Origin of the sequence: Bacillus mycoides (assembly GCF_000832605.1) — a bacterium.
Lineage (GTDB): Bacteria > Bacillota > Bacilli > Bacillales > Bacillaceae_G > Bacillus_A > Bacillus_A mycoides.
In genome coordinates, this window is sequence record NZ_CP009692.1 from 2132601 (window position 1) to 2148214 (window position 15614).

Genomic DNA, 15614 nt, shown 5'->3' on the forward strand with positions numbered 1-15614 from the left:
AAGTTTATGGGGGAATTGGGATGAATGCTGAAATTATTGCGGTTGGAACGGAATTATTACTTGGACAAATTGCAAATACAAATGCCCAGTTTTTATCTGAAAAGTTAGCTTCAATCGGAATTAACGTGTACTACCATACTGTTGTTGGAGATAATAACAAGCGATTACAGAAGGCAATTGAATTGGCTGAAGAACGAGCTGATATGCTCATTTTTACAGGTGGATTAGGACCGACAAAAGATGATTTAACGAAAGAAACAATAGCGTCTAGTTTAGATGAAGAGCTTGTGTATGATGAAAAGGCATTAACATCGATAAGCGATTATTTTAAGCGTACAGGCCGTGAATTTACGGAGAATAATAAAAAGCAGGCGCTCGTTTTAAATGGATCGACTGTATTTGCGAATGATCACGGTATGGCGCCTGGTATGGGATTAAATACGAACGGAAAAGTTTATATTTTATTACCAGGACCACCAAAAGAAATGAAGCCGATGTATATAAGTTACGTAGAGCCTTTTTTATGTAAGTTTACAACGGGGGAAAATATTTATTCTCGTGTTCTTCGTTTTTTTGGTATTGGGGAATCTCAATTAGAGGTGAAAGTTCAAGATTTAATTGATGGACAAACGAACCCAACCATTGCACCACTTGCAAATGATGGCGAAGTGACATTACGTTTAACTGCCAAACATCATGATGCTGATGAGGCGGAGAAACTGATTCAGCATGTGGAAGATTTGATTTTAGAAAGAGTAGGAGAATTTTTCTACGGATATGACCAAGATTTCCTTCATTACAAGGCAATAAGGCTATTGAAGGAAAAAGGGTTAACTTTAGCGTGTGCAGAAAGTTTAACAGGTGGTCTTTTTGGAAATCAAGTAACAGAAAATGCTGGTGTTTCATCTGTATTTAAAGGCGGTGTCATTTGTTATCAAAATGATGTGAAGCAACAAATTTTACATGTACCTGAAGAAGTGTTACGTACTGATAGCGCGGTTAGTAAACAGTGTGCTCGCTATCTTGCTGAAAATGTAAAGGAACTGTTAAAAGCAGATATCGGAATTAGTTTCACTGGGGTGGCAGGACCGGATGCTTCAGAGCATAAAGAACCAGGAACAGTATTTATTGGATTGGTGATTAAAGATGAACCAGCTGTAGTCTTCTCGCTTAATTTAAGTGGAAGTCGTCAACAAATTAGAGAACGCTCTACAAAATATGGATTTTATCATTTATTTAAAAAGCTAGAAGAGATATAAATTTCTTCTAGTTTTTTTTGTTGGAAAACCTAGTTTTATTCGATATAAAATAAAAAAACGAATAAATGTTCGATTTTTGTTGGCAAATTGAATTGAAAATAGGTATAATAAGATTAGCAATTTAGTTAAGGAGGAATTTTGAATGAGCGATCGTCAAGCGGCATTAGATATGGCGTTAAAACAAATAGAGAAGCAATTCGGTAAAGGTTCAATTATGAAATTAGGAGAACAAGCGGAGCGTAGAATTTCTACAATTTCAAGTGGTTCTTTAGCACTTGATGTGGCACTAGGGGTAGGTGGATACCCACGTGGCCGTGTTATTGAAATTTATGGACCTGAAAGTTCAGGTAAAACAACAGTTTCATTACACGCAATCGCGGAAGTACAGCGTCAAGGTGGACAAGCAGCGTTCATTGATGCGGAGCATGCAATGGATCCTGTATATGCACAAAAATTAGGTGTTAACATAGATGAATTACTATTATCACAGCCTGATACAGGGGAGCAAGGACTAGAAATCGCAGAAGCACTTGTACGAAGTGGAGCGGTTGATATTATCGTAATTGACTCTGTGGCAGCTCTTGTACCGAAAGCTGAGATCGAAGGGGACATGGGTGACTCTCACGTTGGTTTACAAGCACGTTTAATGTCACAAGCACTTCGTAAACTTTCAGGTGCAATCAACAAATCAAAAACAATCGCAATCTTTATCAACCAAATTCGTGAAAAAGTTGGGGTTATGTTCGGGAACCCAGAAACAACTCCAGGTGGTCGTGCGTTGAAATTCTATTCAACTGTCCGTCTTGAAGTACGTCGTGCTGAGCAGTTAAAGCAAGGTAACGATATTGTTGGTAATAAAACGAAAGTAAAAGTAGTTAAAAATAAAGTAGCACCGCCATTCCGTGTTGCTGAAGTTGATATTATGTACGGAGAAGGTATTTCAAGAGAAGGTGAAATCTTAGATATGGCTTCTGAACTTGATATCGTTCAAAAGAGCGGTGCTTGGTACTCTTATAATGAAGAACGCTTAGGACAAGGTCGTGAAAATTCGAAGCAATTCTTAAAAGAGAATACGGATTTAAGAGAAGAAATTGCCTTCTTTGTTCGTGAACATCACGGAATTGGTGAAAACTCTGGTGTTGAAGACACGGAAGATTCAACTCGTCAAGATTAAAAAATAAAAGACACGGTCCCGTGTCTTTTATTTTTTAATCCACTATGAAAGCGTTGTATATAGCTGGAGATAAAATATTTATTCTATCCAAAAGGCTATGTGTAAAGGGGAATATTCATATATTTTAAGTGAATGAATTGGGATTTTCTAAGGTTTTCCAGGATAATATGCCGTCTGTTTTTTTAATCCATATAAGATTCAGGGCTGAAGGTAAAGAAAGTAAAAGTAGACAACGCTTGACAATGAAAATTGCGATAGATACAATGAGAATGTATATTTTTTCTTATATACGATATACTCTTCTCAAGAAGAGAAGTAATATTCGGAGTAAGACTTAAATCTTGCCGAAATAATAATATGACATTTTAATTGTGAAATGAAGAAAGTCCCTTAAAAAAGCGGGACGACGGTCTTTGCTGTACGTTGTAATTCAATGTACATGCCGACAGTCTTTTTTCATTCATAGCAAGGGGAGGTGAAATCATGAGTAGTAGTACAGTTTGGATACTCATCTCCATTTTGCTTGCAACAGTCGGTGCAGTTGTTGGCTTTTTTGTTCGAAAGTCTATTGCTGAAGCGAAGATTAATGGTGCAGCTAATGAAGCAAAACGTATTCTAGACGAAGCGAATCGTGATGCTGAAGCACTTAAGAAAGAAGCGCTTTTAGAAGCAAAGGATGAAATTCATACACTTCGTACAGAAGCTGAATTAGAAATTCGTGACCGTAGAAGCGAATTACAAAAACAAGAAAATCGTTTAATGCAAAAAGAAGAGAACCTTGATCGTAAAGACGAAACGCTCGATAACCGCGAGCGACAGTTAGAAAAGAAAGAGGAATCTCTTGTAGCGAAACAACAACAGATTGAAGAGTTGGAAAGCAAAGTGGGAGAGTTAGTTCAAAAGCAACAAACAGAATTAGAGCGCATTTCCAATCTGACCCGCGAACAAGCGAAAGCAATTATTCTTGGTAAAGTGGAAAGTGAAGTTTCTCATGAAATTGCCGTTATGGTAAAAGAAAGTGAAGTTCGCGCGAAAGAAGAAGCGGATAAGAAGGCAAAAGAGATTTTATCTCTTGCAATGCAAAGATGTGCAGCTGATCATGTTGCTGAAACAACCGTTTCGGTTGTAAATCTTCCAAATGACGAAATGAAGGGACGTATTATCGGACGTGAAGGTCGTAACATTCGTACGTTAGAAACGTTAACAGGTATTGACCTTATTATCGATGATACACCAGAAGCTGTAATTCTATCAGGATTTGACCCGATTCGTCGTGAAACAGCTCGTATCGCTCTTGATAAACTAGTACAGGACGGACGTATTCACCCAGCGCGTATTGAAGAGATGGTCGAAAAATCAAGACGTGAAGTGGACGAGTATATTCGTGAAGTCGGAGAGCAAACAACGTTTGAAGTGGGTGTTCATGGCTTACATCCAGATTTAATTAAAATTTTAGGTCGTTTAAAATACCGTACAAGTTACGGACAAAACGTCTTAAAACACTCTATGGAAGTTGCATACTTAACTGGACTTATGGCAGCGGAGCTTGGTGAGGATGAAAAACTAGCAAGACGTGCTGGTCTATTACATGATATCGGAAAAGCAATCGATCATGAAGTAGAAGGTAGCCACGTTGAAATTGGTGTTGAACTCGCAACGAAATATAAAGAGCATCCTGTTGTAATAAACAGTATCGCATCTCACCATGGTGACACAGAACCAACTTCTATCATTGCAGTTCTAGTTGCTGCAGCAGATGCATTATCAGCTGCAAGACCGGGAGCTCGTAGTGAAACGCTTGAGAATTACATTCGTCGTCTTGAAAAGTTAGAAGAAATTTCAGAGTCTTATGAAGGCGTAGAAAAATCTTTCGCAATTCAAGCAGGACGTGAAGTTCGTATTCTGGTAAAACCAGATACAATTGATGATTTAGAAGCTCATCGTTTAGCTCGTGATATTCGAAAACGTATTGAAAATGAACTGGATTATCCAGGACATATTAAAGTAACTGTTATTCGTGAAACACGTGCAGTGGAATACGCAAAATAAAGTGGTGAAACACCACTTTATTTTTTTGTGTTGGAATTGGGTAAAATAAAGAAAATTATTTATGAGCAGTATGCAAGTGAAAGAAACTTATAATAGATAAATTGTAACTGTTGTAAGGAAATAGCTTTAAGGTTATAGTATGGTAATAAAAAATGTAGTACATAGAAAGGGTAAGACATATGAGAATATTATTTGTTGGGGATGTAGTAGGATCTCCTGGTAGAGACATGATTCAACAGTACGTACCGGCATTAAAGAAGAAATATACACCGACAGTAACAATTATTAATGGAGAAAATGCTGCGGGTGGACGTGGAATTACGGAAAAAATATATCGAAACTTTTTAGAGTGCGGGGCACAAGCGGTTACGCTTGGAAACCACGCTTGGGATAACCGTGAAGTATTTGAATTTATCGATGATGCAAAATATCTTGCAAGACCAGCTAACTTCCCAGAAGGAACGCCGGGAAAAGGGCTTATCTTTGTAAATTGTAATGGAACAGAAGTTGCAGTTATTAACTTACAAGGACGTACTTTCCTTCCTCCAATTGATTGTCCATTCCGTAAAGTGGATGAGTTAATCAGTATTGCAAAAAAACGTACAAACATTATCTTTGTTGATTTTCATGCTGAAACAACAAGTGAGAAGCAGGCGTTAGGTTGGTATGTAGACGGTCGTGCTACAGCGGTAGTAGGTACACATACACACGTTCCTACAGCTGATAATCGTATTTTACCAAGCGGAACAGCTTATATTACAGATGTTGGTATGACAGGCCCATATGATGGGATTTTAGGTATGGATCGCGAAGCGGTATTGAAGAAGTTTTTAACGAACTTACCAGTGCGTTTTGAAGTGACGAATGGTAGAACACAATTAAGTGCAGTGTTAATTGATGTGGATCCTAATACAGGGAAAGCAAAGAAAATTGAGCGCATTTTAATTAATGATGACCAGCCATTTTTTGACTGATTTTTAACAAAAAGTTAGAGAATTCGTTATATTTTAATTTTTTAGAAAAATTACAGAAATTTAGCAGGAATACGTGCCATTCCTCGTGAATATAAGTTAAAGTGAAATAATTGCTATTACTTTTTATAGAAACGAGGAGGAAACGCGGAATGGAAATATTAAAAGTTAAAGCAACGTCGGTCCCTAATTCTGTAGCTGGTGCACTTGCAGGTGTTATTCGCGAACGCGGAACAGCAGAAATTCAAGCTATTGGTGCAGGTGCATTAAACCAAGCGGTAAAGGCAGTAGCAATTGCAAGAGGATTTGTAGCGCCTAGCGGTTTGGACTTGATTTGTATCCCAGCGTTTACAGATATTATGATTGATGGTGAAGAGCGTACAGCGATAAAATTAATTGTAGAACCTCGTTAAGTTGAAACAACCTGTTTGCATGTATGCAAACAGGTTGTTTTTGTAATGGAGGAATGAAAATGAAAATTTTTGATGCACATTGCGATGTACTCTTTCAGTTATGGAGTGCAAAGGGAAAAAAAGACTTTCAAAACGATTCACAATTACATATTACATTTGAACAATTAATGAAAAGAAAAGGAAGTATACAATGCTTTGCTATATATATACCAGAAACAGTAGCGTATGAAAAGCGTTTTGAAGTTGCGCTGCAAATGATAGATATTTTTCATAATGAAATTCTATCGCTACCAGGAATGAAGTTTATTCAGACAAAAAACGATATTAACATGCTAAAACAGGACGAGATTGGAGCATTATTAACATTAGAAGGATGCGAAGCAATTGGAAAAGAAGCGATGAAATTACGTTTGTTTTATCGCTTAGGTGTACGTTCCTTTGGATTGACATGGAACTATGCCAATCTGTTAGCTGATGGAGCGCTAGAGGCACGTGGAGCAGGTTTAACTACATTTGGTAGACAAGTTGTACAAGAACTTAATACGTTACATTTATGGACCGATGTGTCTCACTTAAATGAAAGAAGCTTTTGGGATGTTATTGAAATTGCTAAAAACCCAATTGCATCTCATTCAAACTGTTATCAACTTTGTGGGCATCCACGCAATTTAACCGATGAACAAATAAGAGCCCTTATAAAGAAAAATAGCATTATTGGTATTACTTTCGTACCGCAGTTTTTAACGAATGAAAGACAAGCGAATATAGCAGATATATTAAGGCATGTGGAATATATTTGTTCATTAGGTGGAGAAAAAAATATAGGATTCGGTTCTGATTTTGATGGGATTTTAGAAACTGTTGTAGGTGTAGAAGTATATAGGGATTATGAAAATATAATTAATCAACTGTGTAAAAAGTATAATGAATCAACTGTAGAGCGATTTTTGTATAAAAATTTTGTTGACTGTATAACGTTCTAAAAATTATATTTTAATAATTCGGAAGAGTTAAAATAAATTCACTTGAATTTATTGATTTTTTTAAGACCTAATACTAGAATGGTAAACGAAATAGCATTATACTAAAGATTCAGGGAAAACAGAAGAGGCATAATTTGCGTCCATTGTAGTTTATTTGCATAAAAAATGCTAAACTAATACTGTAAAAAAATACACTACAATGAATGCAGCCAAAAGGGGTGTAGGAGATGATTAGTCAACTTTCATGGAAAGTTGGAGGCCAACAAGGTGAAGGAATTGAAAGTACAGGGGAAATCTTCTGTATTGCATTAAACCGATTAGGATATTACCTATACGGTTACCGCCACTTCTCATCACGTATTAAAGGCGGCCATACAAATAATAAAATTCGTGTAAGTACAACAGAAGTACGCGCGATCTCAGATGATTTAGATATTTTAATTGCTTTTGATCAAGAAACAATTGATTTTAACTTCCACGAACTACGTCCGGGCGGAATTGTAGTTGCGGATGCGAAATTTAATCCGACAATACCTGATAATACAGATGTAAATCTATATGTGATACCGTTTACAGATATCGCTTCAGAATTAGGCACATCTTTAATGAAAAATATGGTTGCTGTTGGGGCATCTAGTGCGGTATTAGGATTAGACGAAACAGCTTATTTAGAGGTTGTTGAAGAAATCTTTGGTCGTAAAGGAGAGCAAGTCGTTCAAAAGAATATGGAAGCAATTAAACGCGGCTCTCAATACATGAAAGAATTGCTTGGTGAGAAAGTAAACATGATGCAGCTTGAAAAAGCTGACGGTAAGAAACGCATGTTTATGATTGGAAACGACGCAATCGCATTTGGTGCGGTAACTGGTGGCGCTCGCTTTATGTCTGCATATCCAATCACACCTGCATCTGAAATTATGGAATATTTAATTAAAAAGTTACCGAAAGTCGGCGGAACAGTAATCCAAACTGAGGATGAAATCGCAGCTTGTACAATGGCGATCGGTGCAAACTACGCTGGTGTTCGTACATTAACAGCATCTGCTGGTCCTGGTCTTTCTTTAATGATGGAAGCAATTGGTTTAGCAGGTATTACTGAAACACCGCTAGTTATCATTGATACACAACGCGGTGGTCCAAGTACGGGCTTACCAACAAAACAAGAGCAGTCTGACTTAATGGCTATGATTTACGGAACACATGGTGAAATTCCAAAAATCGTAATGGCGCCAAGTACAGTTGAAGAAGCTTTCTATGATATTGTAGAAGCGTTTAACTTAGCAGAAGAATATCAAGTGCCTGTTATTTTCTTAACAGATTTACAGCTTTCTTTAGGAAAGCAAACAGTAGAACCACTTAAGTTAGATAAAGTGGAAATTCGTCGTGGTAAGCTTGATTTAGAAGTAGAATTACCAGAACGTGAAAATAAAGCATACTTCAAGCGTTATGAAGTAACAGAAGATGGAATTTCACCACGTGTTTTACCTGGTATGAAAAATGGTATTCACCATGTTACAGGTGTAGAACATGATGAAACGGGTAAACCATCTGAATCAGCGTTAAATCGTAAAGATCAAATGGACAAACGTTTCCGTAAAATGGCGAATTTACAGTTTAATACCCCTATTTACAAAAATGCTAAGCATGATGACGCAGACGTATTGTTAGTAGGCTTTAACTCAACTCGTGGTGCGATCGAAGAGGCAATGCAGCGTTTAGAACAAGAAGGAATGAAAGTAAACCATGCCCATGTACGTTTAATTCATCCGTTCCCAACAGCTGAAATCGATCCACTTGTGAAAAAAGCGAAGCGTGTTGTAGTAGTAGAAAACAATGCAACTGGTCAGCTTGCTAACATTATGAAAATGAATCTTGGCAATGGCGAGAAAATTTCTAGTCTTTTAAAATACGATGGAAATCCATTCTTGCCGAAAGAGATTTACAACGAATGTAAAAAAGGGGTTGTATTAAATGGCAACATTTAAGGACTTTCGTAACAGTGTAAAACCAAACTGGTGCCCAGGTTGCGGAGACTTCTCGGTGCAGGCTGCGATTCAGCGTGCGGCAGCTAACGTTGGTTTAAATCCAGATGAGCTAGCTGTTATTTCTGGTATCGGCTGTTCCGGTCGTATTTCAGGGTATATTAATTCATATGGTTTGCATAGTATTCACGGACGTGCTCTTCCAATTGCACAAGGTGTGAAAATGGCAAATCGTGATTTAACAGTTATTGCATCCGGTGGTGACGGTGATGGTTTTGCGATTGGTATGGGACATACAATCCATTCTATTCGTCGTAACATTGATATTACGTACATCGTAATGGATAACCAAATTTACGGATTAACAAAAGGTCAAACTTCACCACGTAGTGAAGCTGGATTTAAAACGAAAAGTACACCACAAGGTTCAATTGAACCATCACTAAATGTTATGGAAATGGCTTTAACAGCTGGTGCGACATTTGTGGCGCAAAGCTTTTCAAGTGATTTAAAAGAATTAACGCAAATTATTGAAGCTGGTATTAACCATAAAGGCTTTTCATTAATTAATGTATTTAGTCCATGTGTTACTTATAATAAAGTAAATACTTATGATTGGTTTAAAGAGAATTTAACGAAACTAAGTACAGTAGAAGGATATGATCCATCTAACCGCATGATGGCTATGCAAACATTAATGGAAAAGAACGGGTTAGTAACAGGTTTAATTTATCAAAACACAAAGCAGCCTTCTTACCAAGAGCTTGTAAAAGACTATAGTGAAAAACCTTTAGTGCAAGCTGATTTGAATATGGATCAGAAAATGTTTGATGAGCTTGTTGCTGAATTTATGTAATGATCGGAGAGAAGGTTGCCGCTTGGTAACCTTCTTTTTGAGTGAATAAAAATAATTAATAGATTTGTTTACTTAGAAAATTCAGAATGATAAAATAATATATAAATCGTTGTATAAAAATAGCATGTTCATTAACTGTGAAATGAAATATAGGATAAGCAGCCTTCTTCGTTAAAGTTGGCTAAAGGCTCTATACTATGATAATGTGTATAGGGATAAAGCAATATACTTTTGGGTAGGACAAGATGAAATAAAAAAAAGGGAATGTCTATTTGTGTGGGGAAGACTTCATTCTTACGGATGATTAGATCGATTACTCAAGTTTCAAAGGGCAAGTTATCTCTCATGCTATCTAACATCATTGAGATGGGTCTAAGCGCATTAAAATGGACTACAGAGTGTGTGTATAGTTAAGGGTGAAAGGAGATTACCGATGAACGAGCAACAACGATTAGCAAGTCGACAAGCAAATTCCTCTACGAAAAAAGAAGAGAAAGATTATAGTAAATACTTTGAAAGTGTATACCAACCACCTTCCTTGAAATTGGCGAAAAAGCGTGGGAAAGAAGAAGTTAAAATTGAAAGAGATTTTGGCCTACCTGAAGAGTTTCGCGATTTTGGCGAAGGAAGAAAGTTTTACATTCGTACATATGGCTGTCAAATGAATGAGCATGATACAGAAGTAATGGCTGGGATTTTTACAACACTTGGATATGAGCCAACCTTTTCAACTGAAGAGGCAGATGTAATTTTATTAAATACTTGTGCAATTCGTGAAAATGCTGAAAATAAAGTGTTCGGTGAACTTGGTCATTTAAAATCATTAAAGCGAAGAAATCCGGATCTTATAATTGGTGTATGTGGTTGTATGTCTCAAGAGGAATCTGTTGTAAATAAAATTATGCAAAAAAATCAGCATGTAGATATGGTGTTTGGTACACACAATATTCATAGATTACCGTATATCCTAAAGGACGCAATGTTCTCAAAAGAGACGGTAGTTGAAGTTTGGTCAAAAGAAGGGGATGTAATTGAAAACCTTCCGAAAGTACGTCGTGGTGATATTAAAGCTTGGGTAAATATTATGTATGGCTGTGATAAGTTTTGTACATATTGTATTGTACCGTATACACGCGGAAAAGAGCGCAGCAGACGTCCAGAAGATATTATTAAAGAAATTCGCCATTTAGCTGCGAACGGTTATAAAGAAATTACGTTACTTGGACAAAACGTAAACGCATACGGTAAAGACTTTGAAGATATACAATATGGTCTTGGCGATTTAATGGATGAACTTCGTAAAATCGATATCGCGCGTATTCGTTTTACAACAAGCCATCCACGTGATTTTGACAATCATTTAATTGATGTTCTTGGAAAAGGTGGTAACCTAGTAGAACATATCCACTTACCGGTTCAATCTGGTAGTACAGATATGCTTAAAATTATGGCGCGTAAATATTCGCGAGAACACTATTTAGAGCTTGTACGAAAAATTAAAGAAACAATTCCGAATGCAGTGCTAACGACTGATATTATCGTTGGTTTCCCTAATGAAACGGATGAGCAGTTTGAAGAGACGATGTCGTTATATCGTGAAGTAGGATTTGATACGGCATTTACATTTATTTATTCTCCGCGTGAAGGTACACCAGCTGCAAAAATGCAAGATAATGTTCCGATGGAAGTGAAGAAAGAGCGATTACAACGCTTAAATACACTAGTGAATGAATATGCAGTTAATAAGAATAAGCGTTATATAGGTCAAATTGTAGAAGTATTAGTTGAGGGAGAAAGTAAGAATAATCCTGAAGTACTTGCGGGATATACACGTACGAATAAACTTGTAAACTTTGTTGCTTCAAAATCTTTAATTGGTCAGCTTGTGAAAGTAAAAATAACGGAAGCAAAAACTTGGTCTCTTAACGGGGAATTGGTTAAGGAGCCGATTGAGGTGAAATAATAGATGAAAGTATATACGAAAGATGAAATTGTTGAGCAAGCGAAAGAATTAGCGAAAATGATCTCTGAAACAGAAGAAGTCGATTTCTTTAAGCGAGCAGAAGCACAAATTCATAAAAATGAAAATGTAAAGCGAGCAATTGATGAAATAAAAGCTTTGCAAAAACAAGCAGTAAACTTGCAACATTATGGGAAATGGGAAGCTTTGAAAAAAGTAGAAGCTGAAATTGATGCACTTCAAGATAAGTTAGATAATATCCCAGTTGTACAGGAGTTTAAATCTTCACAAACGTATGTAAATGACTTACTACAGCTAGTTGCTAGTACCATTTCTAACAATGTAACAGATGAAATATTAGTTTCAACTGGCGGCGATGTGTTGAAGGGTGAAACTGGTGCAGCAGTAGAAAGTAAAAAAGGAAATTGTGGTTGTTAAAGAGATGTCTTATTGACATCTCTTTTTTTAGTGGGTTATATCGGAAATTCTTCTCAAAAAAAAGAATGACACATTCCGCTATTGTCACGCATATGATTAAGTGAATAGTGATTGAGGAGGGTTACGAATGTCCGAATTTAGAGAGATTATTACAAAAGCAGTGGTTGGAAAAGGACGTAAGTATACAAAGTCAACGCATACATGTGAATCGAATAATGAGCCAACAAGTATTTTAGGGTGCTGGGTAATTAACCATTCGTACGAAGCGAGAAAGAATGGAAAACATGTGGAAATTGAAGGTTTCTATGATGTAAACACTTGGTATTCATTTGATGGAAACACAAAGACTGAAGTTGTAACAGAACGTGTTAACTACAATGATGAAGTAAGTATTGGGTATCGTGATAAAAACTTCTCTGGTGACGATTTAGAAATTATCGCTCGTGTAATTCAGCCGCCAAATTGTTTAGAAGCTCTTGTATCGCCAAATGGTAATAAAATTGTTGTGACGGTAGAACGTGAATTTGTAACAGAAGTAGTTGGGGAAACGAAAATTTGTGTAAGTGTAAATCCTGAAGGTTGCGTAGAATCAGACGAGGATTTCCAAGTCGATGATGATGAGTTTGAAGAATTAGATCCGAACTTTATCGTCGATGCAGAAGAAGAGTAAGAGAAAGCTAGGGAGAAGTTCTTCCTAGCTTTTTACAGTACATAAGTGGTTCTGCATGAACATGATTCCTTATGAAATGTGCTATAATGAGGAAAGACTCCTGGAATAGGAGATATGGATGTCCGTGAAGTGTGACATATATGAATATAGATTATTATGTAAGAATTATGGAGGAAAGACATGACGCAATATACGCCTATGATACAGCAATACTTAAAGGTTAAGGCAGACTATCAAGATGCCTTTTTATTTTTCCGATTAGGTGATTTTTATGAAATGTTCTTTGAAGATGCGGTTAAAGCAGCTCATGAACTTGAAATTACATTAACGAGCCGAGATGGTGGTAGTAGTGAACGTATACCGATGTGTGGTGTACCGCATCATGCAGCTAAAAATTATATTGAACAACTTGTTGAAAAAGGATATAAAGTAGCTGTTTGTGAGCAAGTGGAAGACCCAAAAACAGCTAAAGGTGTAGTACGTCGTGAAGTAGTACAACTAATTACGCCAGGAACGATGATGGAAGGGCGTACAATAGACGAGAAGGAGAATAACTTCTTAGCAGCATTAACACATTTCGAAGATGGATCTTATGCGCTAGCTTGTAATGACTTAACGACTGGACAAAATACAGTGACGTTATTAACTGGTTCAGTAGAAGATATTTTATTAGAAGTGTATGCGACTGGTTCAAAAGAAATTGTTGTAGATTCTACATTTTCAAAAGATGAATTAAATAAGTTAACTGAAACATTAAAAATGACGATTTCGTATGAAGATGCAACAACTATTCCAGAAGGATTAGAACATCTTGTGAAAAGTGTTTCCCAAGCAAAATTAATTAAAGCAATTGGACGCTTATTTAACTATGTGATAAGAACACAAAAACGTTCGTTAGATCACTTGCAACCAGTAGAAATTTATTACACGAATCAATTTATGAAAATTGATGTGCATTCAAAACGCAATTTAGAGTTAACAGAGACTCTTCGCACGAAGGAAAAGACAGGCTCATTATTATGGCTATTAGACAAAACAAAAACGGCTATGGGTGGGCGTATGTTAAAACAGTGGATGGAACGTCCACTTATCCAGAAAGAAAAAGTTGAAGAGCGTTTAGAAATGGTTGAAACGTTTGTAAATGATTACTTCTTACGTGAAGATTTAAAAGAAAAGTTAAAAGAAGTATATGATTTAGAGCGTTTAGCAGGGAAAGTTGCATTTGGTAATGTAAATGCACGGGACTTATTACAATTAAGACGTTCTTTACTGCAAGTACCAGCTATTTTAGAAGCGATTAGTCTTTTAGATAATGCTTATGCAGCAAGGTTAATTCAAGGTGCAGATCCATGTGAGAGCTTAACTGAATTACTGGGAAGAAGTATTCAAGAAAACCCACCGCTTTCTATTAAAGATGGAGATATTATTAAAGATGGTTATAATGATAAGCTTGATCAATATCGTTACGTTAGTAAAAACGGAAAAACGTGGATTGCTGAGCTTGAAAAACGAGAGCGTGATATTACAGGGGTTAAATCATTAAAAATTGGGTACAACCGTATTTTCGGCTACTATATTGAAGTGACGAAGGCTAATCTTGCAGCACTTCCAGAAGGGCGCTATGAGCGTAAACAAACACTTGCAAATGCAGAGCGTTTCATAACAGATGAGCTAAAAGAAAAAGAAACATTAATCTTAGAAGCAGAAGAGAAAATTGTACAATTAGAATACGATTTATTTACAGCACTTCGCGAAGAAGTAAAAGTATTCATTCCGAAATTACAGCATTTAGCGAAAGTAATTAGTGAACTAGACGTACTGCAAAGCTTTGCGACAGTTAGTGAAGAAGAGCAGTTTGTAAAACCTGTTTTAACAAATAAGCGCGAAATCTTTATTAAAGATGGTCGTCATCCTGTCGTTGAAAAAGTATTGAACGGGAAATTGTATGTACCGAATGATTGTATTATGCCGGAGAAGATGGATGTCTTTTTAATTACAGGACCGAACATGTCTGGTAAAAGTACGTATATGAGACAATTAGCACTTGTTACTGTTATGTCACAAATTGGTTGTTTTGTACCAGCGACAGAAGCAGTATTACCTGTCTTCGATCAAATCTTTACGAGAATTGGTGCAGCGGATGATTTAATCTCAGGTCAAAGTACATTTATGGTTGAAATGTTAGAAGCGAAAAATGCAATTGCAAATGCATCAGAGAGAAGTTTAATTTTATTCGATGAAATTGGACGCGGTACATCTACGTATGATGGTATGGCACTTGCGCAAGCAATCATTGAACATATTCATGACCAAATTGGTGCGAAAACATTATTCTCTACACATTATCATGAATTAACAGTGTTAGAAGAAAGTTTAGACCAACTAAAGAATGTACATGTTTCAGCAATTGAAGAGAATGGAAAAGTAGTTTTCCTTCATAAAATTCAAGATGGAGCGGCTGATAAAAGTTACGGAATTCACGTTGCTCAACTTGCCGAGCTTCCAGAGAGCTTAATCGCTCGCGCGAAAGAAGTGTTAGCACAACTAGAAGGACAGGAAGAAATTGTTATTCCGAAACGAGTAGAAGTGAAAGTGCCAGAAGTCGCTCCAGAACCAGTTGTTGTAAAAGAAGAACCAGCAGAAATACAAGAAAAGAAAGAAGAGACTGAAGAAGATTCACAACTATCTTTCTTTGGAGGAGAACAGTCTTCGAAAAATCAAGACAAGCCTGTGCTAAATCCAAAAGAAACGGCAGTACTTGCGCAAATTAAAAAAATTGATTTACTTGATATGACACCTTTAGAGGCGATGAACGAACTGTATCGCTTGCAGAAAAAGTTAAAGAAAGGATGAGTAAGT

At 36.6% G+C, this 15614-nt stretch carries 12 protein-coding genes; all 12 read left to right on the forward strand.

What is annotated here, in order from left to right; translation table 11 throughout:
• Positions 1 to 20: 20 nt before the first annotated feature.
• The 12 genes from BG05_RS13005 to mutS all read left to right on the forward strand — a co-directional run bounded on the left by BG05_RS13005 (position 21) and on the right by mutS (position 15608).
• Positions 21 to 1259, forward strand: a complete 1239-nt coding sequence (locus BG05_RS13005; protein WP_003191012.1) for a competence/damage-inducible protein A — start codon at positions 21 to 23, stop codon at positions 1257 to 1259.
• A 142-nt stretch (positions 1260 to 1401) separates the two neighbouring features.
• On the forward strand, positions 1402 to 2433 hold the full coding sequence (gene recA, locus BG05_RS13010; protein ID WP_002014599.1) for a recombinase RecA: 1032 nt from the start codon (positions 1402 to 1404) through the stop codon (positions 2431 to 2433).
• Between the two features lie 483 nt (positions 2434 to 2916).
• Positions 2917 to 4482 carry a ribonuclease Y gene (gene rny / locus BG05_RS13015; RefSeq protein ID WP_002014600.1) on the forward strand — a complete coding sequence of 522 codons (1566 nt, stop codon included), beginning with the start codon at positions 2917 to 2919 and terminating at the stop codon, positions 4480 to 4482.
• Positions 4483 to 4661: 179 nt separating this feature from the next.
• On the forward strand, positions 4662 to 5456 hold the full coding sequence (locus tag BG05_RS13020) for a TIGR00282 family metallophosphoesterase (protein WP_002014601.1): 795 nt from the start codon (positions 4662 to 4664) through the stop codon (positions 5454 to 5456).
• 149 nt (positions 5457 to 5605) lie between these two features.
• Complete coding sequence (gene spoVS / locus BG05_RS13025; RefSeq protein WP_000404341.1) at positions 5606 to 5866, forward strand: stage V sporulation protein SpoVS; 261 nt, start codon at positions 5606 to 5608, stop codon at positions 5864 to 5866.
• A 59-nt stretch (positions 5867 to 5925) separates the two neighbouring features.
• Positions 5926 to 6849 (forward strand): dipeptidase, encoded by a 924-nt coding sequence (locus BG05_RS13030; RefSeq protein ID WP_002128703.1) that lies wholly within the window; start codon positions 5926 to 5928, stop codon positions 6847 to 6849.
• 227 nt (positions 6850 to 7076) lie between these two features.
• Entirely contained in the window at positions 7077 to 8834 is a 1758-nt protein-coding gene (locus BG05_RS13035) for a 2-oxoacid:acceptor oxidoreductase subunit alpha (RefSeq protein ID WP_002014603.1), read from the forward strand.
• On the forward strand, positions 8821 to 9687 hold the full coding sequence (locus BG05_RS13040; RefSeq protein WP_002088040.1) for a 2-oxoacid:ferredoxin oxidoreductase subunit beta: 867 nt from the start codon (positions 8821 to 8823) through the stop codon (positions 9685 to 9687). Before BG05_RS13035 ends, BG05_RS13040 begins: the two co-directional genes overlap by 14 nt.
• Before the next feature lie 433 nt (positions 9688 to 10120).
• The gene (gene miaB, locus BG05_RS13045) at positions 10121 to 11650 is read left to right on the forward strand and encodes a tRNA (N6-isopentenyl adenosine(37)-C2)-methylthiotransferase MiaB (protein WP_002185083.1); all 1530 of its coding nucleotides are present in this window, start codon (positions 10121 to 10123) and stop codon (positions 11648 to 11650) included.
• A gap of 3 nt (positions 11651 to 11653) precedes the next feature.
• Positions 11654 to 12085 carry a YlbF/YmcA family competence regulator gene (locus BG05_RS13050; RefSeq protein ID WP_002033698.1) on the forward strand — a complete coding sequence of 144 codons (432 nt, stop codon included), beginning with the start codon at positions 11654 to 11656 and terminating at the stop codon, positions 12083 to 12085.
• Positions 12086 to 12212: 127 nt separating this feature from the next.
• On the forward strand, positions 12213 to 12755 hold the full coding sequence (gene cotE / locus BG05_RS13055; RefSeq protein WP_002014610.1) for an outer spore coat protein CotE: 543 nt from the start codon (positions 12213 to 12215) through the stop codon (positions 12753 to 12755).
• A 180-nt stretch (positions 12756 to 12935) separates the two neighbouring features.
• Positions 12936 to 15608, forward strand: a complete 2673-nt coding sequence (gene mutS / locus BG05_RS13060) for a DNA mismatch repair protein MutS (RefSeq protein ID WP_002128699.1) — start codon at positions 12936 to 12938, stop codon at positions 15606 to 15608.
• Positions 15609 to 15614 lie beyond the last annotated feature (6 nt).